The following is a 20,844-nucleotide window of genomic DNA, read 5'->3' as shown; positions in this document are numbered from 1 at the left end:
TCCTTACTCCTTTCGCCAGATTAAGAGCCGGTTGTTGGCCGGCAGGGCATGGTCCGCCTCCAGTATCAAGGTATGACTTCGAGCCAAAGTCACCAGATCGGATCGATCACGAATACCCATCCCCGGGTCCCGCTGTCTGAGGCTGGCGTCGAAGTGCTGATTGCTCTCACTGGTATGTACCCCGTCATAGGCGAAGGGCCCATAGAGACAGAAGGCACCCCCCGTTCGCAGACAAGTCCCGGTGCCGAAAAACAGCTTCTCTACTTCCGGCCAGTGCATGATGTGCGCCGTATTGGCGGAAAAAACCCCGTCCACGCTGGGCAAGGGCCAGTGAGCCTGATTCACATCCAGCGTCAGCGGCCCCCGCAGATTGGCAAGTCCCGTCTTTGCTATCCAGGCCCGGATCCCCGGATGATGCTCGGGCCGGTCACTGGCATGCCAGATCACATGGGGCAGATGCCGGGCAAAATAAACCGCGTGCTGCCCCGTGCCACTGCCAATCTCCAGTACCTCACCGGGTTGGTCGAATACCGCTTGCAAATGCGCCAGTATGGGGCCCCGGTTGCGCTCACAGGCCGGGGAAACCGGCGGGTCCATGTCAACGCTCATCAGGGCTCCAGATGGGGCACACCGATGCGAAGAAAGTGCTCCCGATAATGTTTCAACTCATCAATGGAATCCTTGATGTCATCCAGCGCGAGGTGACTGGATTCCTTGTTGAAGCTGGCCGCCACTTCGGGCGCCCAGCGACGCGCCAGTTCCTTCAGAGTGCTCACATCCAGATTACGGTAGTGGAAGTAGGCCTCCAAGCGCGGCATGAGCCGGGCCATGAAACGGCGATCCTGGCAGATGCTATTGCCACACATGGGAGAGCTGCGCTCGGGTACCCACTGCTGCAAGAAGTTCAGGGTCTCGCCCTCGGCCTGCTCCACCGTGACATCGCTGTCCAGCACCCGCTGGGTCAGACCGGATTTGCCATGCTGCCGGGTATTCCATTCATCCATGGCATCCATGACGGAGGCTGGCTGGTGAATGGCCAACACTGGTCCCTCGGCCAGGGTGTTAAGATGCTTGTCAGTGACGATGGTGGCAATTTCGATGATCTTGTCGCGCTGGGTATCCAGACCGGTCATTTCCAGGTCGATCCAGATGAGGTTCTCCGCGTCCTGAGCCATGACAATCTCCATTTCATTGTGAAAGGCTTGTCTGCATTCTAACAGGCCACAAGCGCCGTAAAGGGGCAAGTTTAATGGGGCATGAAAAGCAACAACCGGGACAGGTACTGGCCAGCTACGGCAGTCATGCCCTGGTGCGACTAGCCGATGGCAAGGCCCGAGAATGCAGCATCAAGGGCAAGCGGCTACGCCCGGTCGCCGGAGACCGAGTCCAGGTGGTGCTGGGCCACAAGGACGAGGCGGTACTCAGCGAAATCCTCCCTCGCCAATCGGAACTGGCTAAGCAAAGCGGGGGGGGCCGCCGCAAGCAGGTACTGGCGGCCAACCTGGATCTGCTGGTGGTCATGATCGCCCCCGAACCGGCGCCGGAGCCGGGTATTGTGGATCGCTACCTTGCCGCCGCCGAGGCATTGGGGCTGGATGCCGCCGTGGTCTTCAACAAGGAGGAACTGGCCCCGGACGGCCCGCCGGACTGGTTATCCGAGTTCAGAGCTCTGGGGTATCCGGTCTTTACCGTCTCCGCCGCCCGGGGGGATGGCCTGTCGTCCCTGACTGCCCATCTGGCCCGACACACCGCAGCCCTGGTGGGGCAATCCGGCGTGGGCAAGTCCACCCTGCTTAATGCCCTGCTGGGCGAATCGGTAGCCCGAACCGCAGCCATCTCCGAGAAACACGGTGAGGGACGCCATACCACAACCACCGCTTACCTGCATGACCTGCCCAGCGGAGCCGGTGGAATCATTGACTCCCCAGGGGTACGGGACTTCCACCTCTGGCCCATCGCGCCGGAATCAGTGGCCGGGCTGTTCCGGGAAATTCGTGAAACCAGTGTCGGCTGCCGCTTCAACGACTGCCAGCATGATGCGGAACCCGGTTGCGCGGTGCGTGCTTCCGTGGAGAGCGGGGAGATCAGCGCCCGCCGCTACCGGAGCTACCTCCGCCTTCGGGAACAGATGCGGCAACTCAAGGAAAGAAATCCCGACCTTCTCTAGGCCACCGCCCAGTCAACGTTCACAGGCCTCAAAAAACCAGTGCCAGGGTTCCGGGATCAAGCCGCTATCATTGCCCAGAGGATAACTTTCACGAAACCCGTACTCATCGGCATGGGCCTGTAGCCAAGCATATTCCTCGGTTTCCCGGAATGACTGGCGCACCGTGGGTTTATCCGGAGTGGCCAGGTCAATGGCACAACCGCTGTGATGCTCGCTGTAGCCAGGCAGTGCAGTTCCGATCAGAATCCGTTCCAGGGAACGACCTTCATCCAGACGTTGCTGGATCAGGCGTGTCTGATAATTGACCGAGCGAAAACTGGAAACCAGATGCAGGGCCAGCCCTTCCGATCGCGCTCGATTAGACAGCGCCCGCCAGGCCACAGCCGCTTCGGGTGCCAGAAAATGCTCTCGGCCGTGAAGGCCTCGGCCCACGGACACGAGCGCCTCCGCCTCCCATTGCAGGGAAAGGGGATAATCGGCGGCTCGACGGGCGGGAATGCCCAGTAGCTGATGACTGCTGGCGACGTGTGACAGATACTCGAACTGCCCTTCCAGGGTCTGGCGTTCACCGGCCAGGGCCACGCTCGAGGTCAGCGCCAGCCAGAGCGCGAGTAACAAAAAGCGCATCAGCCAGGCGGCCACTTCAGTTTACGCCCACCCATGACATGCAGGTGGACATGAAAAACACTCTGCCCTGCCCCTTCACCACAGTTCATCACCACACGATAGCCGGATTCGGACAAGCCTTCCAGCCGCGCTACTTCCTTGGCAGCGAGGAACAACTCTCCCATCAGGGAAGCATCATCCGGCTCAATATCATTGAGGGTGGGAATGGACTTGCGAGGAATAATCAGCACATGAGTGGGGGCCTGGGGGTTGATGTCCCGGAAGGCCACGATCCGCTCGTTCTCATACACGATGTCGGCATCCATTTCGCCCCGTGCAATCTTGCCGAAAATGGTATCGTCACTCATCTTTGCTCCCTTCACGGTTTCTGCTTGACCCTACTTGATTTCCAGTCGCCCCTGGAAGGCATGGGACAGGGTTCCGCCATCCACGTATTCCAGCTCCCCGCCAATGGGAACGCCATGGGCGATACGGCTGCTTCGGACATTGCGGCTGCGAGCCATATCCATCAGATAGCTGGCCGTGGCCTCGCCTTCCACGGTGGGGTTGGTGGCCAGAATCATCTCGGCGACCTCCCCACTGTCCAGACGCTGTTCCAGCAGATCCAGCCCCAATTCATCCGGCCCGATGCCATCCAGGGGCGAGAAATGCCCCATCAGCACGAAGTATCGCCCCCGATAATCCGTGGCCTGCTCAATGGCCATCACATCTGCTGGACTCTCCACCACGCAAAGAAGGGAAGCGTCCCGGCGTTCACTTCGGCAGATACCACAGATATCCTCATCGCTGAGCATGCGGCACTGGCGACATTGCCCCACGTGCTCCAGGGCACGTTGCAGGGCTTCAACCAGGCCTTGACCGCCTTCCCGATCCCGCTCCAGCAGGTGGAAGGTCATTCTCTGGGCCGAGCGAGGCCCCACACCGGGCAATACCCGGAATGCATCGATCAGCGCATCCACATGACGTGAGAACATGGGCTTGAATCAGAACGGCAGTTTCATGCCCGGCGGCATCATGCCCCCCAGACCACCGGCCATCCCCGAGAACTTCTCCTGGGTTTCCGCTTCCACCTTGCGAACCGCATCGTTAAAGGCAGCGGCCACCAGATCCTCCAACATGTCCTTGTCGTCCCCGGCCACGCTGTCATCAATCTTCACGGAACGGACTTCGTGCTTGCCCGTCAGCGTCACCTCCACCATGCCACCACCTGCGGAGCCGATGACTTCCAGTTTACCCAGCTCTTCCTGGGCCTGTTTCATCTGTTCCTGCATTTCCTGGGCCTGTTTCATCAGACCACCCAATCCACCTTTCATGTTTCACCTCATTGCTGTTTTGGCGCATTCTCCGGCGCGCTATCTCCGGAGCGGTACCGTACGGTACGCATTTCCACGCGGGCCCCAAACTGCTCTTCCAGAGCCCGCACATTGGGGTCCCGCTGGATGGAGGCCTCCGCCTCCTCCTGACGCTGGGCCTTGCGAGCCTGTTGCTTCTGGGCGGGTGTTCCCGAGACCTGCTCGCCCATCCGAATCCGGCACTTGACGGTTTTTCCAAAAAACCGGCCCAGTTCCTTTTCCAAACGTTCGATGGCGGTGGGCGTACGCAACTGCTCCCCCACCGCATCCAATCTCAATAACACGGTGTCACCTTCCCAACCCTCCAGCTCGCAGTTGTCGGCCAGCTGACGGGACAGCCCCTTCAGACTCAGACCGTCCACCAGGGCGGACCAGTTCTGACCACCCCCGGTCAACAACGGTTCCGATCCCTGATTCGATGCCGGCGCTTCGTCCGCCTGCTCGTCTGCGCGATTCTGGGAGTCTACCGCTCCGGGCTTCTCCGAAGGGCCTTCTGTGACCTCAGCCATCGCATCACTCAGGCTCCGGCCCGGCTCGGATCGGGCCACGGTTTGCGCCTTGGCAGCCGGCGCCGATCGCGAGGCAGGCCGATCGCCAGGCTCGCTCGTTGAAGCCACGGGCGGCGCAGCCATGTCCCCAGGCTGGAAAGCCAGCATGCGCAGCAGACACATTTCCAGTCCGGCTCGGGGCTCGGGTGCCAGAGGCAGGTCACGACGACCCAGAATCGCAATCTGATAGAACAGCTGCACATCTTCCGGGCTCAAGCGATCCGCCAACTGGACCAAGCGCTCCCGGCCATCCCATTCCTCACCGGCCTCCGGGACCATCTGCAATACCGCCATCCGCTGCAACGCAGTGGCCAGCTCATCCAGCACACTGAGGTAATCCGGGGCGCGGGTATCCAAGGCTTCCACAGTCTCCAAAACCACGGCCCCGTCACGATCAGCCAACGCTTCCAGCAGGCGGAACACATCATCCCGCTCCACCGTACCCAGCATCGCCCGCACATCGGACTCGCCCAGGGCACCGCCACCAAAGGCGATGGCCTGGTCCAGCAGGCTCAGACCATCCCGCATACTGCCATCCGCCGCCCGGGCCAGCAGGTCCACCGCCGGCGGATCCGCCTGCACCGATTCCTGCGCCAGGACACGGTCCAGTTGATCGCGAATCACGCTCACCGGCAAACGCTTGAGGTTGAATTGCAGACAACGGGACAGCACCGTCACCGGCAGCTTCTGGGGATCGGTGGTGGCCAGCAGGAACTTCACATGGGGCGGCGGCTCTTCCAGGGTCTTCAACAAAGCGTTGAAGGAATGGCTGGAGAGCATGTGGACTTCGTCAATCAGGTAGACCTTGTAACGCCCCCGGGTGGGCGCGTACTGAACGTTATCCAGCAGTTCCCGGGTATCATCCACCCGGGTACGGGAAGCGGCATCCACCTCGATCAGATCCACGAACCGCCCTTCAGCAATTTCCCGGCAGGCACTGCAGACACCACAGGGCTGGGAGCTGATGCCCTCCTCGCAATTCAGGGATTTAGCCAGAATGCGGGCAATGGTGGTCTTGCCCACCCCGCGGGTGCCGGTAAACAGAAAGGCATGATGCAGGCGGTCATTGTCCAGGGCGTTGATCAGAGCCCGCAGCACATGCTCCTGCCCCGCCAGTTCCGGGAAGGTGGCTGGACGATACTTTCTAGCCAGGACCTGATACGTCATCGGGACACTTCGCCAACTTGGAAATGGCCGAATACTGTACCACAGCCCACCCCCTTGCCTGCCCCAAAAGCGCATCCCTCCTGGCCGGTTTTCTGCCTCTGAGGCGCATTCAGCGTCGTCGATTCAAGGCGCAAGCCGCCGCACAGTAGCAACGCTACGAGCAAGGCTTGCAACGCAGAAGCGGCGGCGCTGAATGCGCCTCAGAGGCAGAAAACCGACTAGGAGAGGCTCCCCCAAAAAAAAGGGTGGCAACCCGCACCGGCTAGCACCCCGGCACCCGGCGTCACCGCTACCGCTGCTCCCTTCCGGGCCTGACGGGGTTCGCGGCTGGCCGTCGCGGGGGAGCCGATACGGGTCACCATTGAAACTGTGGGCGTTCAGCAGCCGACGGCCGGTGAACGCGGACGCGCATTCTAGCATGAGGGAGGAAGATAATGCTGCCCCCCCGGGGCAGCATATCGATGCATCAGAACTCACTCCGCCAAACGAAATCGCCAGTACTTGATAGGCATTCCCTCATCCACCTGCTCAAGCTTCAAGCCATGCGCCTCGGCTGCGGATACCAGGTCGAAACGATGCCAGGCCTTGACGAAGGGTTCATGTACCAGATGGGCCAGGATTCGGAAATACAAGCCTCGCCAGCCAAAATGCCGCCAGGCGGAAACCAGGCCGGACTGATAATGCAACGGTGAGGGTTCGGCCACCACCAGACAACCGCCAGAACGAAGCACCCGAGCCACTTCCGCCAGGCCTTGATGGATGTAGCGAGGTGGCATTTCGTGGAAGACAAAGAGCACCGCGGCCCCGTCAAAACGATTATCTTCATGGGGCATGGCCTCCATCACTCCCTGTGCGAATGTCACAGAGGGATGGGCTTCGGCCCCGTATTGCAGCATATAGGGTGACGGATCCAGGCCATGGACATCATCAATCCCCTGCGTCGCCAGCTGACCGGCAAGGCGAGCACCACCACAGCCAATATCCACCACGGACTGGCAAGCCACCAGATCCCGGGCCATGCGCGACCGGGTTTTCTTCATCTCTCCCAACATAGAGGCTTCAAAACCCTTGACATAGCCGCGGGTGAGACGTTTTGAATAGTTGCCGTTGGGCAAGTGATGAAATTCCAGCAGGACGTACTTGGGAATTCGCTCGGCACCGGGCAGCCCGGGAGGCAATTGAACCTTGCCCCGCCGCCGGAAGGGATGCGTAATCAACCGCCAAAACCCTCGCAGGCCCCGCCCTTCTGGCCCATCCGTCCAGGCATCAGGCAATGGCTGAGCCGCCCAGTCGATTCTTCCGGATGGGGGAGTATAGTAGGAAGCCGAGGCGTCATTCGGTCTGGCAGATCGATTTTCAATAACCATACCGCTAAAACGTTTTTGGGATACTTCACTCATACTGAACCCATGGCTCCTGGCGCTCCGCCTTACCCCGGCTGACTGACGAGGCGTACCCTGACAGTCCCATCAGTTAAGCAGGGCTTGGGGCCTCTGTCCATCCGGAAAACATTCTACCCCTGAAGGCTTCTACCCAACCACTTGGGTTAATCTCACTCCCGGGATTGTCGGGCCGCCCTCTCCGCCAGTCATAAAAAAAGCCGCCCGGTTGGGCGGCTTTTTTTTATGACTGGCGGAGAGGGAGGGATTCGAACCCTCGGTACGCTTGTGACGTACACGCGCTTTCCAGGCGCGCTCCTTCGACCGCTCGGACACCTCTCCGAAGGAAGCTGCGTATCATACCGGTATAAGAACCGGTCCTCAAGGGCAGCGACCATCCGGCAAAATGCTTCCAGTTTAGAACTCGGCACCGAGACTGATCCAGCTGCGACGGGAATCACCTCTCAAATCCTCATAGCCGTGGGCATCGTTGTCTTCACCGAAGTATCGGCTATAACCGATATCCACCCGGAGATTGTCTCCCAAGCTACGCCCTGCCCTAATGCCTAGTTCCTCGCCATAGCCACCGCTACCGTTCTCGACACGGAACTGATGCATGCGGGACTCGAAATCCCAGCCCCAGCGCGACACCACCACACCGGCGTAATTATCCACCAGGCCCAGGGAAGGAATGGTCAGGAAACGATCCACCCAACCATTAAATTCATGGGTGCTGCCCAAGGGAGTCTGATATCCGAGCTCGCCATCACCTTCCAGGCGTTCCTGGCCGGCGTACCAGCGCCAATCATCCAGGGACTGCCCCAGTTTCAGGTGATAATAGCCAAGACCGTCCTCCGGGCCCGTGCCACGGAGATCGCTCTGCTCTGCCAGTTCCAGGCGATAATCGAAACGTTCAGTCCAGGGCAAGCGGCCATGTAATCTCAAACCCAAGTTCTGATGGGAAACGCGCTGATCATCAAAATCCACATGATGGGCGTAGAGACCCAGCTGACTGTCACCAATCTGGCGACTGAAGTCCAGCAATGTTGCGCCCACGTCCATCTTGCCCAAAGAGCGGTCCGGGTTATTGGGGCCCAGTGGCGTGATGCCCTGGCTCAGATGTTGAGCATCCAGCTGCCAGGTCTCGCCAGTGCCGAAGCGAAAGGCTGCGGCGTTATAGGTCTGCTCCAACTGACGGAAGGAACTGCTGCCCACGAATCGTTGATTGTCATGGCGCAAGGCCTGACGACCCACCTTGACCTCGAACCCGTCACCAGCGGTGACATAACGGCCCCAGCCTTCCGAAACCCCGGTATCCGCCGGGTCACGAATCACCGGACGATTCGGCTGCGCCCCGGTGCTGTCGGCATAGCGGATATCATCCAGAACCTGGTTGGTTTGGAAGGCAATGCCAGCATCGAAGCCAGCCACCCTTGGCGTGGTGCCCCCCAGGCGCAGTCGCATGGTGTTGGCGGTTGAACCCAAGTCAAAACCATCCTGGCTTAATGTTTCAACCCGCACGCGCAGATCCGCAAAAGCTTGCGCCTCACGCACTTCCCGCTCTTCCGGCGTCGGTGGATCCACGATCCGTGGTGACTGAGCCAGGCAGGGATTGGCCCGGGCACGATCCACCCTTTCCTCTCCAGGGATATCAAAGCGTCCACGGGGATCGGGCTGAAAATCCAGGTCTCCTGGATCCAGCTCACTGCCCCGGTCCACCTCCATATAAGGCTCCACGCGATCCTCATCGCATTGGAAAGTGCCGGCACAGCCGTTCAGAAACAGCGTCACTCCAAGGAGTGCGAAAGCAAATCGAATAGGCATGGATGTAAAAGATCTTTAGTCAAGTGTTACGGAGCCCCACCAAACTGGGTGGAGCACGACGTCCGAGTGATGTCAGATGATGCCCGCATGCGTCATGGCGTAACGGACCCGCTCATGGTGCGCCTCGTCCAGGGGGACCAGGGGCAAGCGAATGCCGGAATCAATCAGTCCCATCTGCTGAAGCGCCCACTTCACCGGAACCGGGTTGGCCTCGACGAAAAGCTCCCGATGCAGCGGCATGAGGCGTTCGTTAATGGCTCGGGCCTCGTCCTCGCGCCCGGCCCTGGCCGCATCGCACAACTGGCGCATCTGTCGGGGCGCCACATTGGCCGTCACGGAGATATCACCGATACCGCCCCCCAGCATGAAATCCAGGGCAGTGGCATCATCCCCGGTATAGAGTTCCAGACTGTCACCGCACTCCCGGCAAAGATCAGCCAGACGGTTCATGCAGCCGGTGGCCTCCTTGATACCCACCACATTGTCCAACGTCGCCAAGCGCGCCACCGTCTCCGGTCGCAGATCGCAACTGGTTCGCCCTGGCACATTGTACAGGATCACCGGTTTCTCCACCGCCGAAGCTACGGTATGGAAATGACGGTAGAGACCCTCCTGACTGGGCTTATTGTAATAAGGCACCACCATCAGAAAGCCATCCACCCCCATGCGTTCCACTTTGCAGGTCAATTCCAGGGTCTGCTGAGTGGAGTTGGAGCCGGTGCCTGCAATAATGGGAATACGGCGATTGGACAAACGTACGGCCTCACCGATGAGGCGGGCATGCTCTTCGGTTCGCAGGGTGGGGGATTCCCCCGTGGTTCCCGCGATCACCAGGGCCTCGGTTCCCCCGTCCACATGAAACTCGATGAGGCGCTCCAGCGCGTCATAATCAACCTCACCATCCGCCCGCATGGGCGTGACCAGGGCCACCATGCTTCCGCCAAACATCGCTCGACTCCCAGAAAATATGCATTCCTACACAGGACAAATCGGGTCCGCTGGGGTTCCCGTTTTCTTGAGCCGGGCCAGTGTATAGCCCCCGAGTTCTCCTGAAAAGCGGCCAGAGCCGTTTTCAGGGCATCGGCGCCGGGTTAGACTGAACGGTATCTGCGAGCATCTGGGCCCATGACGGCCTACCTGCTCGCACCCACGGTCGGAGGCGGCCCGAGACCACCCGACGGGCCCGACCCGGCACGGATGAGCCAAAGAACACGCTATGACTCAGTCACTGATCATTTCCGCACTCGGCAGCAATCGCCCGGGCCTGCTGGAAGCCCTGACCCGCCAGATCAGCCAAAGCGGCTGCTCCGTCAACCATAGCCGTGGCTCCCTGATTGATGGCCATATCCTCTTCGTGGCCCGCCTGACCGGCAGCTGGGACACCCTGGCCCGGGTGGAAGCCGCCAGTGAGCGCCTGGAGCGGGAACTGGGCATGGCCATCCAGATACGGCGGGTGGAAGCCCCGCCGGAGAACCGCCTGCAACTGCCCTACACGGTGGATATCGTGGCACGGGACCGAAACGGTACCCTGAATGAGGTGTTGGGCTTTTTCTCCCAGTATCAGATTGAAGTGGCCGAGGTTGTGACCCAGAGCTATGTCTCCGACCACACCGACACACCCATGGCCACCATACAGATGACGGTCCACATCCCCGATGTCCAGCCCTTGACCGTTATCCGGGATCAGTTCATGGAACTCTGCGACCGGCTCAACCTGGATGGCCTGATGGAACCCATCAAGCACTAGCAATAAACAAGGAGATGCGCACCATGAGTACGCTGGAAGTTGGCAAGAAAATCGAAGACTTCAGCCTGCCCGCCACGGGAGACCAGACCCTGTCCCTGTCGGATTTCAAGGGCCGCAACCTGGTGATTTACTTCTATCCCAAGGACAGCACGCCGGGCTGCACCACGGAAGGCCAGGATTTCCGCGACCGCTATGCGGCCTTCCAGAAGCTGGACACCGATATCCTCGGCGTCTCCCGGGACGGCATTAAGTCCCATGAGAACTTCAAGGCGAAACAGGAATTCCCCTTTGAGCTGCTTTCAGACAAGGAAGAGACCCTCTGTCGCCAGTTTGATGTCATCAAGGAAAAAAACATGTTCGGCAAGAAGAGTCTGGGAGTGGAACGCAGCACCTTCCTGGTAGACAAAAAAGGCGTCTTGCGCCGGGAATGGCGAAAGGTGAAGGTCAAGGGGCATGTGGAAGAGGTGCTGGAGGCAGTAAAAGAACTGGAAGCCGCCGGTTAAGGCAGGCTTGTATTTGTTCCGCTCAAGAGGCGACTCATGGGAGCCGATGTGAAAAAGCGTTTTGTGCTGGATACCAACGTACTGATGCACGACCCCACCGCCATCTTTCGCTTTGAGGAGCATGATGTATTCCTCCCCATGGTGGTCCTGGAAGAACTGGATGCCCACAAGAAAGGCATGTCCGAGTCCGCCCGGAACGTACGCCAGATCAGCCGCTTTCTGGACGAGATCATGCATGAGGCCGGGCAAAGCAATGTGGCCAGTGGCCTGCCCCTACCCATGATCAGTCGTTCGGCCGGCGCGGACACGGTCCCCTCCGGAAGGCTGTTCTTCCAGACTGAACCTTTACCGGGGAAGTTGCCGGATTCATTGCCCGGCAACAAGCCGGACAATACCATCCTGGCCACCACCCTGGGCTTGCAGGAAAAGCACCCGGACCGCCAGGTCATCCTGGTCACCAAGGACATCAACCTCCGTATCAAGGCATCGGTGGTCGGGGTTCGTGCGGAAGATTATTACAACGACAAGGTCCTGGAGGATGTGGACCTGTTGTTCTCGGGCTTTGCCGAGCTTCCGGATGATTTCTGGGAAGCCCATGGGGAAGCCATGGACTCCTGGACCGAAGGAGGACGTAACTATTATCGCCTCCAGGGCCCTAATGTGAGTGAATGGCAACCCAATCAGTTCGTATCAGCCGGCGATGACTTTCATGCCATCGTACGACACGTTGAAGGTGACTCCGCCACTCTGGAAATGGTCCGGGACTTCCGCACTCCCCGCAATGGGGTCTGGGGAATCACCGCCCGTAACACAGAGCAGAATTTCGCCCTCAATCTGCTTATGGACCCGGAAGTGGATTTTGTTTCATTGCTCGGCGCTGCGGGTACTGGCAAGACCCTGTTGACCCTGGCGGCGGGATTGACCCAGGCCCTGGAACAGAATCTATACAATGAAATCATCATGACCCGGGTAACCGTACCGCTGGGTGAAGATATCGGTTTCCTGCCGGGCACGGAGGAAGAAAAGATGACGCCCTGGATGGGGGCCCTAATGGATAACCTGGAAGTGTTGACCCGCTCCGAGGAGGGTGGAGACTGGGGCCGGGCGGCCACCAATGATCTACTCCAGAGCCGCATCAAGATCCGCTCGCTCAACTTCATGCGAGGCCGAACTTTTCTGAATCGCTACATCATTCTGGACGAGGCCCAAAACCTCACCCCCAAGCAGATGAAAACCCTGATTACCCGAGCGGGTCCAGGCAGCAAGATCATCTGCCTGGGCAATGTGTCTCAAATTGATACGCCCTACCTCACCGAGACCACTTCGGGCCTGACCTTTGTGGTGGACCGCTTCAAAACCTGGGCCCATTCCGGTCATGTGACCCTGATGCGCGGCGAACGATCCCGGCTCGCGGATTACGCCTCCGAGGTACTATAGAACCTCGGAAAACCACCTCCGGGAAACGCTGGGCCAATCAGGCCCCTTCGGAGGCGGTTGCCTCCTCATCTCCCTTTCTTGGCCAGGCCCGCAGAATGGCCTGGATCAGAATGGCCAGGGGGATGGCAAAAAAGACCCCCCAGAAGCCCCAGATCCCCCCGAAGAACAACACCGCCACAATAATGGCAATGGGGTGGAGATTGATGACTTCCGAGAAGAGGATCGGTACCAGCACATTGCCGTCCAGCATCTGGATGATGCCGTAAGCCACCAGAATCCAGGCCAGTTCCGCACTCCAACCAAACTGGAAATAGGCGACCATGGCCACCGGGAAGGTCATTACCGCGGCACCGATATAGGGAATCAGGACCGAAATACCCACCAGAAAGCCCAATAGCATGGCGAAATTGAGTCCCATGAACAGGAAGGTGGCATAGCTAACCACCCATACAATCAGGATCTCCCAGAACTTGCCACGAATAAAATTCCCCAGCTGGGCATCCACTTCCTGCCACACCCGGGTCGCCAGACCCCGCTCGCGGGGCATGTAACTGCGGGCCCAGGCCAGGATGGCTTCCTTGTCCTTGAGGAAGAAGAAAACCAGCAACGGCATCAGGATGATATAAACCGTAAAGGTGATCACCCCCACCACCGAAGAAATGGTCTGGCGCAGCATATCCTCACTGAAACGGGCCGCCTCGGAACGAATCTGGCCCACAAACTCTTCCATCTGGGTTTCACTGAACAGCGCGGGGTAGCGTTCAGGCAAAGTCAGGATCAGACGCTGGCCCTCGGTCAGCATCTCCGGCACTTCCCCCAGAAACTGGGTGGCCTGGCGGGTCAGCACGGGAAACAGGCCGAAGAGGATGGCCAGTAACACCACGAAAAAGATGGTAAAGGTGAACAAGACCGCCAGCAATCGAGGAATGCCCCAGTGTTGCATGGGCTTGATGACACCTTCCAACAGATAGGCGATGACAATACTGGCCATCACCGGCGCCAAGTATTGGCCGGCAAAAATGACGGCCAGAAAACCGGTCAGCAATAGCGTGGCGAGAATCACCACCTGAGGATCGGAAAAATGCCGTTGGAACCACTGTCTGATGACGTCCATCATTTGCCCGTCACACCCGCCGGATTTGAGGGAGAATCATGGCCTTTTCCACATCTGTTGTAAAGGACCCACAGATGATTGCACCCCCGCCGCGGCACAACAAGACAGTTGTTGTAAACGGGCGTTTCATTTTCGCTTTCCCTGTGCTTAAATCAGGCTCAGGAGTCTTGGAATCGACCTTGAGGAAGGAAAAATGATGCACAAGAACACGCTACGCCGCAGTATCGCCGTTGTGCTTGGTGCCGCCCTGGCCGCCCCCATGACGGCTTCGGCCGCTGGTTTCCACCTGATCGAACAAGGCAACCGGGGTCTGGGCCATGCCTACGCCGGTAGCGCTGCCCTCGGCGACGACGCCAGCACCATTTACTTCAACCCGGCCGCCATGAGCCGGCTGGATCGGGATGAGCTGCTTTTCGGGGTTGCCGTAATCGACCTGCAGGGCGATTTCACCAAGGAAAGCGCTACCGACGCCACCGGCCAGCCACTCTCGGGGGGCGAAGGCGGTGATGTGGGGGATGGAGCCAGCCCGGTTCCCAATTTCTACTACCATCGCGTCATCAATGACGACTGGAACTTTGGCCTGGGTATCGGTGCACCCTTTGGCCTGGCCACCAGCTACGATGACGACTCCATCTTCCGCTATCAGGCCAGGCTCTCGGACGTATCCATCATTAACGTCAACCCTTCCCTGTCCTACAAGATTGACGATCAGTGGTCTCTGGGCTTTGGCCTCAACGTCCAATACATGGAAGTGGAGTTGACCAATGCAGTAGATTTCGGGGCCGTGTGCTTTGACCAGGTGGACCCCACCACCTGCTCTGCCCTGGGTCTGCGCCCTCAGGAAGCCGATGGCAGTGCCCAAATCAAGGGCGATGGCGTGGGTTATGGCTTCAACGTGGGGGCCCTGTGGGAAGGCGACCAGACCCGGGTGGGCATTCACTACCGCAGCCAGGTCAAGCATGATCTGACCGGCGACGCCCGCTTCGGCGTACCGGAAGAGGTGCCACCCCAGATCGCCGCTGCTTTCTCCGATGGCCGCGTGGATGCTGGATTCCGAGCACCGGACAGCCTCTCTGTCAGCGTGGCCCACGAACTGGATGATCGCTGGACCCTGCTGGGGGATGTCACCTGGATGGGTTGGAGCACCTTCGACGAACTACGAGTCGAATACCGAAACCCCGAAACCCAGGGTGGTGAGGACACCGTAGAAGAACAGAATTACCAGGATGACATGCGCTATTCGGTGGGTTTTGACTACCGGCACAATGACCGCTGGACCCTCCGTGCCGGTCTGGCCTACGACGAGAGCCCCGTGGACGACCAGTACCGCACGCCGCGCCTGCCGGACGACGACCGGACCTGGTTCTCCTTCGGTGCCACCTTTAAGCAGTCCCCCAACAGTGAATGGGATTTCGCCTACACCCATCTGATGCTGGATGACGACATCTCTCTGGATCATGATGGAAGCCAGGGCGACAATATCGTCGGGACCTACGAGGTTTCCGCTAATATCGTGGGGGTTTCCTACCGCTACCTGTTCGACTGAGACTGAAAACGCTTGCCTGAGCATGAAAAAAGCCCGCTACCGCGGGCTTTTTTCATGTCGGTCGGCTTTCTGGCACCGCATCCCACAGCTGTTAGACTGAGACTATTCAGCGATATTTGCCCCGGAGGGGGCCCCGCATGAAACCGGACTGGAGAAAACTTGTCCCAAGCTCTATAGCGATCCGCGATTTCTGCAGGACGTCCACAGGGAGACGACAGGGCACCTCATGCGCGCATTAAGACAAAGCCTGCTGAGCCTGGTTGGCATCGGCCTGCTGGCTGGAGCCGGCACCGCCCATGGAGGCAGTGGTTTCGATATTTCCCAACTGCCCAATCTGGGTGATGCCAGCAGCCAGATTTTCAGTCCCCGGGAAGAGGCCCGAATCGGCAAGGATATCGTGCGCCAGATTCGTGATGCCGGGCTGATGCTGGAAGATCCGGACGTGGAGGAATATATCCAAAGCGTGGGCCAACACCTGGCCGCTCATAGCTCCCGCCCCGGTGAACACTATCGTTTTTTCATCATGCGCAGTGATGGCATCAATGCTTTCGCCCTGCCCGGTGGCTACATTGGTATCAATGCCGGCCTTATCCTGGCCGCCGACACCGAAGCTGAACTGGCAGGGGTAATGGCTCACGAAATCGCCCACGTGACCCAGCGGCATATTGCCCGCCAGATGGACGCCATGCGGGGTTCCGGCTTGGCGACGGTGGGGGCCATGATCGCCGCCGTACTGGTGGCAAGCCAAACAGGCAACAGCGATGCGGCCATGGCCGGGGCCCTCTCGGCCCAGGCCCTGCAGATGCAACGGCAGATCAACTATACCCGGGCCCACGAATACGAGGCGGATCGTGTCGGGATTCGTATACTGACCGAGGCCGGTTTTGACCCACAGGGCATGGTTCGCTTCTTTGAGAAATTGCACCGGCAAACCCAGCACACCGCCGGGGCCGCGATGCCTGAATACCTGAGAACCCATCCCCTGACTTCATCCCGAATCACGGAAGCCCGTAATCGGGCAGATGAGGCGGATGGTGAGCACCGGGACTCCAGCCGTCGCTTCTACCTGATCCGGGAAAGGATTAATGCCCAAATGGCCGCCCGAGGCCAACGGGAGCTGGTGCGACTCAACCCGGCCCGCTCCCCCTTGGAGCTGGACTTCACCCACCAGCTGGAACGATATCAACAGGCGCTGGTGCATCAGTTCCGTTCACGCCACGAGCAGGCGGCACACATCTTCTCTCAGCTGGCCAATGCTTCGCCGGACATCATCAGCTATCACCTGGGCTGGGCGGAAAACCTGGTTTCCCAGGACAAAATGGAGGAAGCGCAGGAAGTGTATGAGCGGGCGGCACGGCTTTTCCCCAATAATGAGACCCTGATGGAAAGCTATGCCCGCTCCCTGCTGGATATGAACGAAATCGGAGCCGCCCTGAAGGTTCTCGAGCGGCTGGTGGAGCGCCCCGGCGTCCAGCCCCGTCACCACCGCTTGATGGCCCGTGCCCATAGCGAAATGGGCCGTCAGGCAGAATCCCATTACCACATGGCTGGCTTTCACCTGGAGCAGGGCAATATTTTTGCCGCACTGACCCAGATGCAGCTCGCCTTCGCTCAACCGCAAATCGATCCCCGGGCAGAACGGCGTTTCGAGCAGCGGATGGCACAGCTGCGGCGGGAATGGGAGATGCTGCCCCAAGAGGTAAGACGCGCCCAGGACCCGCGCCCCAGAAACCCCGAGCGCGACTAAGTCAGCCATCCGAACAAGGTCCACCCTATTCGGAACTGCGCGAAGAACCAAAAAAAAGCCCCCGTTCGAATGAACGGGGGCTTTTTTGGGTCAACAACCCTGCCAAGCCCTACGGCCGACGGGTATGGCCAAAGGCCTCGCTGAAGAACAGGCTGTTCAGCAGCAGGCGATTGGTGCCGAACCAGAAGGCCCGGAAGCTCGGATTATCCACGAACAGCACCACCGAACCAGAACCCACTCGGTCGGCCAGCACCGGCACACTACCCCCGGCCAGTTCCAGGTTCTCATCCGACACGTAGCCGCTCAGGAGCGGTTCATCCGTGTAACGGGCCACCTGCACATAGGGGTTTTCCACCGGCTCCACAAAGCGAGTGCTGTTGCGGAATATGGGCAGACTTTCCCGGGCATAGCCATAGGCCATGGGATGAGACAAATCCAGTTCCGCTTCGAAGATGGATCCCCCGATGACCTGGGCGGCGATGTCCTGGCTGAATGCCTCATAGGGCTTGCGAGTCTCTTCGCCCTGATCCCGTTCGCGGAATTCCAGTTCATACAGGCCGGTATCCGAGACCCACTCCACCGCACTCTTCTGGGCCACCAGGGTGCCCCCTTCACGGACCCATTCATGAAGGGCTTTCTCTGCCTCCTCACTGAAACCGGACCAGTTTCCGTTCACCATGAAGATGTGGGTGTAGCGATCCAGATCGGCGCTTGAAACCTCATCCCGATTCACCAGGGACACCGGGATTTCGTATCGGAAATCCAGCAGATGCCAGATTTCCCCGGCTTCCTGCATGTTCACGCCATCATCCACCAGGATCATGGGACGAACCTTTTCAACCGGCTGGAAGCTCCGGCTACCCAGGTCCACGCCATCCCGGGACAAACCGCCCTGGATACTGGAAACGGACACACCATCCCGGGCCCAGTTGCGGCGAATAATGGATTCCACTTTCTCGGCCACGCCGTCTTCCTGCATCCCCACTGGAATCATGATCGAACCACGATCAAAGCGGCGGGTTTCCCCATCGCCAATCGGAGACTCAAAGGGCTCCGTGGCCACATGCAGACGGGCACCGGCCTCCAGCAGACGCTGGGTCATGCGGGGCGCATAGTAGGGCTCCCAATCAAAGGCCCAGGCCACCGGCTTGTCACTGCTCAGATCCGCCATGCCACCGAAATCCGGCGCCTGGGTCAGCGGTTCACCGGCATCCACCTGGCGCAACTGGCGGGCCGACAGTTCGGCGATGGGCATATTGAAGGACAGGGGCAGCGTCCAGGTTGAGACATCATAGAAACGGGTGCTGGGGAACTCCAGCTGGCGTTCCATCATGGCCAGGATGAAACGGTACTGAGGCTGTTCCAGCGGAATCACCCAGGCTTCACCCGGATTGAAGCGCTGTCCATCTGCCTCAATGGAAGAACCCAGCGGGCGGACTTCCACGTCCTGGCGGAGCAGTATTTCCACCAGCTCGGCCGTGCGAGCCTGGTCTCCCGGTTCGCCAATGACAAATGCCTTGCGACGATCCCCCGAGGCCTCCTCCAGGGCGTCTTCGAAAAACTCCCGCTGGAAGCTGAGCAATTCCTCGCGCATCTCGTAGGCCGCTTCCAAAGTGGAGAAGGATGTCAGCACCTGATTACGGACGGCGTCCTTGAAACTGCGCTCGCCATAAATGGTCTCTCGCAGATGACCCCTTGCACTACCCTGCTCATACAGGATCCCTACCGCCGCATTGATATCGGGGAAGGTAGAACCCTTGCCATAGTAATAATCGTCGAACACTTCCTTGGTGAAATAGGTCTCCCCGTGTTCATCAAGGATCCGGCCATGGTACTCGGCGATATCGGCGGTGAGCTCGTAGTTGCGTTCCGGCGTGCGGGGATTGTTCCGCTCCGGGTCACCCGGTTGGAAGAAATAGGTGCTGTTACGCCCCATCTCATGCCAGTCCCCCACCACATTGGGTTTCCAGTGGTGGAAGCCGGCCACACGGGCTCTGGATTCCGGGTGCTGAACCGGCAGCCAATCCCGGTTCAGATCGAACCAGTAATGATTGGTCCTGGCCCGGGGCCAGGCCTGGCGGTGCTCCCGGTTCTGGGGGTCCCCCACCAGGGTATGGCCACGATGGGAATTGACCCAGCTGGCAAAGCGCTGAACCCCATCGGGATTCATGGCCGGTTCAATGAGAATGATGCTGTCGTCAAGCAATGCACGAGTCTTGTCATCCTGAGCCGCAGCCAGATGCCAGGCCACCACCAGTGCGGCATTGGCGCCGCTGGCCTCGTCCCCATGGATACTGTAGCCCAGCCAGTTCACCACCGGCTGCTCGCTCAGATCTGCATCGGAACCCGGCTCCAGAGCAGCCAAACGCTCTTCGCGGATTTCGTCCAGTCGGGACTGGTTTTCACTGGCGCTGATTTTGACCACAAGCATGGGGCGCTGTTCGTAGGTCCGCTCCTTCTCCACCAGGCTAACCCGGTCCGAGGACGCGGCCAGACGCTCGAAATATCGGATCTGTTGATCATGACTGACATGCCATTCCCCGGGCTCATAACCGAGCACGGACTCCGGCGTGGGAATGGATTCGTCATAATCCGCCGACCAGGGCAGATACCATTCCATAATATCTTTTTCAGCATGCAGACTGCCCGCAAACGCCAACAGGCAGGCTGCGAGGAAATAGCGATGAATCTTCATTGCAACTCCTTCGGTTTCTGAAGAGTGCCACCATGCTCCGATCATTCCGGAACCCGGGGCCCCGCGTATTCCCCCTTCTCGCACCACCAGGGTAGTGCCCTCCCCTCATCCGCCACCCCTTAAGCAGGTCACGGACTGAACCCCTGATTTTCGCATTGTCCAAGGCTTGCGTCATCCGCTGTCAGATACCAGACAGCGTGATACCATTTGCACTCTTTTTCGTATCGAGCCAATACCCATGGACGTCCATCACAATGTTTCCCGCCTGATCAGCGGGCTTTTCATTGCCCTGTTCCTGGTAGGCTGCGCCGGGAACCAGACTCAGGAAGAAAGGGACCCCCGGGACCCTTATGAGGGCTTCAATCGCAAGATCTATGCCTTCAACGACGCCGTGGACCGAACGGCTGTCAGGCCGGTAGCAGTGGCCTACCGGGACTATGTGCCCCGCCCTGCCCGCCTGGGCACGCGGAATTTCATCAATAATCTTTCCCATCCTGGTGTCATCGCCAACAGTGCCCTGCAAGGAAAGTTTGGTGAGGCCTTTTCGGGAACGGGACGTTTCCTGATCAATACCACCATCGGTATTGGCGGGCTGTTCGATCCGGCCAGCAAGTTGGGCCTGGAGCGCGCCAATGAAGATTTCGGCCAGACACTCGGGGTGTGGGGCGTGGGCCCCGGGCCCTATCTGGTATTACCGGCCTTGGGGCCTTCCACCGTCCGGGATACCTCGGGACTGGCCGTGGACACCTATATCGACCCGACCTACTCGGTGATTCCACTGCCCGAACGTTACGGCGTTTATCTCCTGCGCGCCGTGGATACCCGGGCCCAATTGCTGGAGGCGGACCGCTTCCTGGAAGAGGAGTACGATCCCTACGTTTCCATGCGGGAAGCCTACCTCCAGCGGCGGCGCCATCTGATTTATGACGGCGATCCGCCACCGGAGGAATTGGACTGGGACGACGATGATGACGATGACTGGGATTGGTAA

At 59.5% G+C, this 20,844-nt stretch carries 19 protein-coding genes, 1 tRNA gene and 1 other RNA gene; 7 read left to right on the top strand and 14 right to left on the bottom strand.

Features of this window, described 5'->3' with window-relative positions:
• Positions 1–3: 3 nt before the first annotated feature.
• Both J2T60_RS02325 and orn read right to left on the bottom strand, forming a co-directional pair.
• Complete coding sequence (locus J2T60_RS02325) at positions 4–609, bottom strand: DUF938 domain-containing protein (protein ID WP_253444877.1); 606 nt, start codon at positions 607–609, stop codon at positions 4–6.
• The gene (gene orn / locus J2T60_RS02320) at positions 609–1,175 is read right to left on the bottom strand and encodes an oligoribonuclease (RefSeq protein ID WP_253444875.1); all 567 of its coding nucleotides are present in this window, start codon (positions 1,173–1,175) and stop codon (positions 609–611) included. The genes J2T60_RS02325 and orn overlap by 1 nt, the downstream gene beginning before the upstream one ends.
• A 74-nt stretch (positions 1,176–1,249) precedes the next feature.
• Between orn and rsgA the strand changes: the two genes are divergently transcribed.
• A complete protein-coding gene (gene rsgA / locus J2T60_RS02315) occupies positions 1,250–2,167 on the top strand; it encodes a ribosome small subunit-dependent GTPase A (protein WP_253444871.1) in 918 nt (305 codons plus the stop codon).
• A gap of 12 nt (positions 2,168–2,179) precedes the next feature.
• On the opposite strand, the gene J2T60_RS02310 is transcribed toward rsgA, so the two are convergent.
• The 10 genes from J2T60_RS02310 to dapA form a co-directional block, all read right to left on the bottom strand.
• Positions 2,180–2,809 carry a M15 family metallopeptidase gene (locus tag J2T60_RS02310; RefSeq protein ID WP_253444867.1) on the bottom strand — a complete coding sequence of 210 codons (630 nt, stop codon included), beginning with the start codon at positions 2,807–2,809 and terminating at the stop codon, positions 2,180–2,182.
• Positions 2,794–3,141, bottom strand: coding sequence for a histidine triad nucleotide-binding protein (locus tag J2T60_RS02305; protein WP_253444865.1), 348 nt, complete (start codon positions 3,139–3,141; stop codon positions 2,794–2,796). The genes J2T60_RS02310 and J2T60_RS02305 overlap by 16 nt, the downstream gene beginning before the upstream one ends.
• A gap of 30 nt (positions 3,142–3,171) precedes the next feature.
• Positions 3,172–3,768, bottom strand: coding sequence for a recombination mediator RecR (recR, locus tag J2T60_RS02300; protein ID WP_253444862.1), 597 nt, complete (start codon positions 3,766–3,768; stop codon positions 3,172–3,174).
• Between the two features lie 9 nt (positions 3,769–3,777).
• Entirely contained in the window at positions 3,778–4,107 is a 330-nt protein-coding gene (locus tag J2T60_RS02295) for a YbaB/EbfC family nucleoid-associated protein (protein ID WP_253444859.1), read from the bottom strand.
• A gap of 8 nt (positions 4,108–4,115) precedes the next feature.
• On the bottom strand, positions 4,116–5,861 hold the full coding sequence (gene dnaX / locus J2T60_RS02290) for a DNA polymerase III subunit gamma/tau (protein ID WP_253444857.1): 1,746 nt from the start codon (positions 5,859–5,861) through the stop codon (positions 4,116–4,118).
• Positions 5,862–6,114: 253 nt separating this feature from the next.
• Positions 6,115–6,212, bottom strand: an RNA gene (ffs, locus tag J2T60_RS02285) — signal recognition particle sRNA small type.
• Positions 6,213–6,334: 122 nt separating this feature from the next.
• Positions 6,335–7,261, bottom strand: coding sequence for a class I SAM-dependent methyltransferase (locus tag J2T60_RS02280; protein ID WP_253444854.1), 927 nt, complete (start codon positions 7,259–7,261; stop codon positions 6,335–6,337).
• Between the two features lie 230 nt (positions 7,262–7,491).
• A tRNA-Ser gene (locus J2T60_RS02275) sits at positions 7,492–7,582 on the bottom strand.
• Between the two features lie 75 nt (positions 7,583–7,657).
• On the bottom strand, positions 7,658–9,064 hold the full coding sequence (locus J2T60_RS02270; RefSeq protein WP_253444852.1) for an alginate export family protein: 1,407 nt from the start codon (positions 9,062–9,064) through the stop codon (positions 7,658–7,660).
• Between the two features lie 72 nt (positions 9,065–9,136).
• Positions 9,137–10,012, bottom strand: a complete 876-nt coding sequence (gene dapA / locus J2T60_RS02265; RefSeq protein WP_253444850.1) for a 4-hydroxy-tetrahydrodipicolinate synthase — start codon at positions 10,010–10,012, stop codon at positions 9,137–9,139.
• A gap of 268 nt (positions 10,013–10,280) precedes the next feature.
• Between dapA and J2T60_RS02260 the strand changes: the two genes are divergently transcribed.
• From J2T60_RS02260 to J2T60_RS02250, 3 genes are read left to right on the top strand one after another with little or no spacing between them, the layout of a single operon-like run.
• The gene (locus J2T60_RS02260; RefSeq protein ID WP_253444847.1) at positions 10,281–10,811 is read left to right on the top strand and encodes a glycine cleavage system transcriptional repressor; all 531 of its coding nucleotides are present in this window, start codon (positions 10,281–10,283) and stop codon (positions 10,809–10,811) included.
• A gap of 23 nt (positions 10,812–10,834) precedes the next feature.
• Complete coding sequence (locus tag J2T60_RS02255; protein ID WP_253444844.1) at positions 10,835–11,314, top strand: peroxiredoxin; 480 nt, start codon at positions 10,835–10,837, stop codon at positions 11,312–11,314.
• A gap of 36 nt (positions 11,315–11,350) precedes the next feature.
• Positions 11,351–12,751, top strand: coding sequence for a PhoH family protein (locus J2T60_RS02250; protein ID WP_253444841.1), 1,401 nt, complete (start codon positions 11,351–11,353; stop codon positions 12,749–12,751).
• Positions 12,752–12,788: 37 nt separating this feature from the next.
• Here the strand turns inward: J2T60_RS02250 and J2T60_RS02245 are convergent, their stop codons facing one another.
• A complete protein-coding gene (locus J2T60_RS02245; RefSeq protein WP_253444838.1) occupies positions 12,789–13,868 on the bottom strand; it encodes an AI-2E family transporter in 1,080 nt (359 codons plus the stop codon).
• 190 nt (positions 13,869–14,058) lie between these two features.
• Here J2T60_RS02245 and J2T60_RS02240 point away from each other — a divergent pair, with 190 nt between their 5' ends.
• Positions 14,059–15,411 carry an OmpP1/FadL family transporter gene (locus J2T60_RS02240; protein WP_253444835.1) on the top strand — a complete coding sequence of 451 codons (1,353 nt, stop codon included), beginning with the start codon at positions 14,059–14,061 and terminating at the stop codon, positions 15,409–15,411.
• Between the two features lie 226 nt (positions 15,412–15,637).
• Positions 15,638–17,158: a M48 family metalloprotease gene (locus tag J2T60_RS02235; protein ID WP_253444832.1), complete on the top strand. Its 1,521-nt coding sequence runs from the start codon at positions 15,638–15,640 to the stop codon at positions 17,156–17,158.
• 109 nt (positions 17,159–17,267) lie between these two features.
• Here J2T60_RS02235 and J2T60_RS02230 read toward each other — a convergent pair whose 3' ends face one another.
• A complete protein-coding gene (locus J2T60_RS02230) occupies positions 17,268–19,853 on the bottom strand; it encodes a M14 metallopeptidase family protein (protein WP_253444829.1) in 2,586 nt (861 codons plus the stop codon).
• A 238-nt stretch (positions 19,854–20,091) separates the two neighbouring features.
• Between J2T60_RS02230 and J2T60_RS02225 the strand changes: the two genes are divergently transcribed.
• A complete protein-coding gene (locus J2T60_RS02225) occupies positions 20,092–20,844 on the top strand; it encodes an MlaA family lipoprotein (protein WP_253444826.1) in 753 nt (250 codons plus the stop codon).

It is taken from the genome of Natronospira proteinivora, from assembly GCF_024170465.1.
Lineage (GTDB): Bacteria > Pseudomonadota > Gammaproteobacteria > Natronospirales > Natronospiraceae > Natronospira > Natronospira proteinivora.
This window is presented reverse-complemented; position numbering and strand designations above follow the sequence as displayed.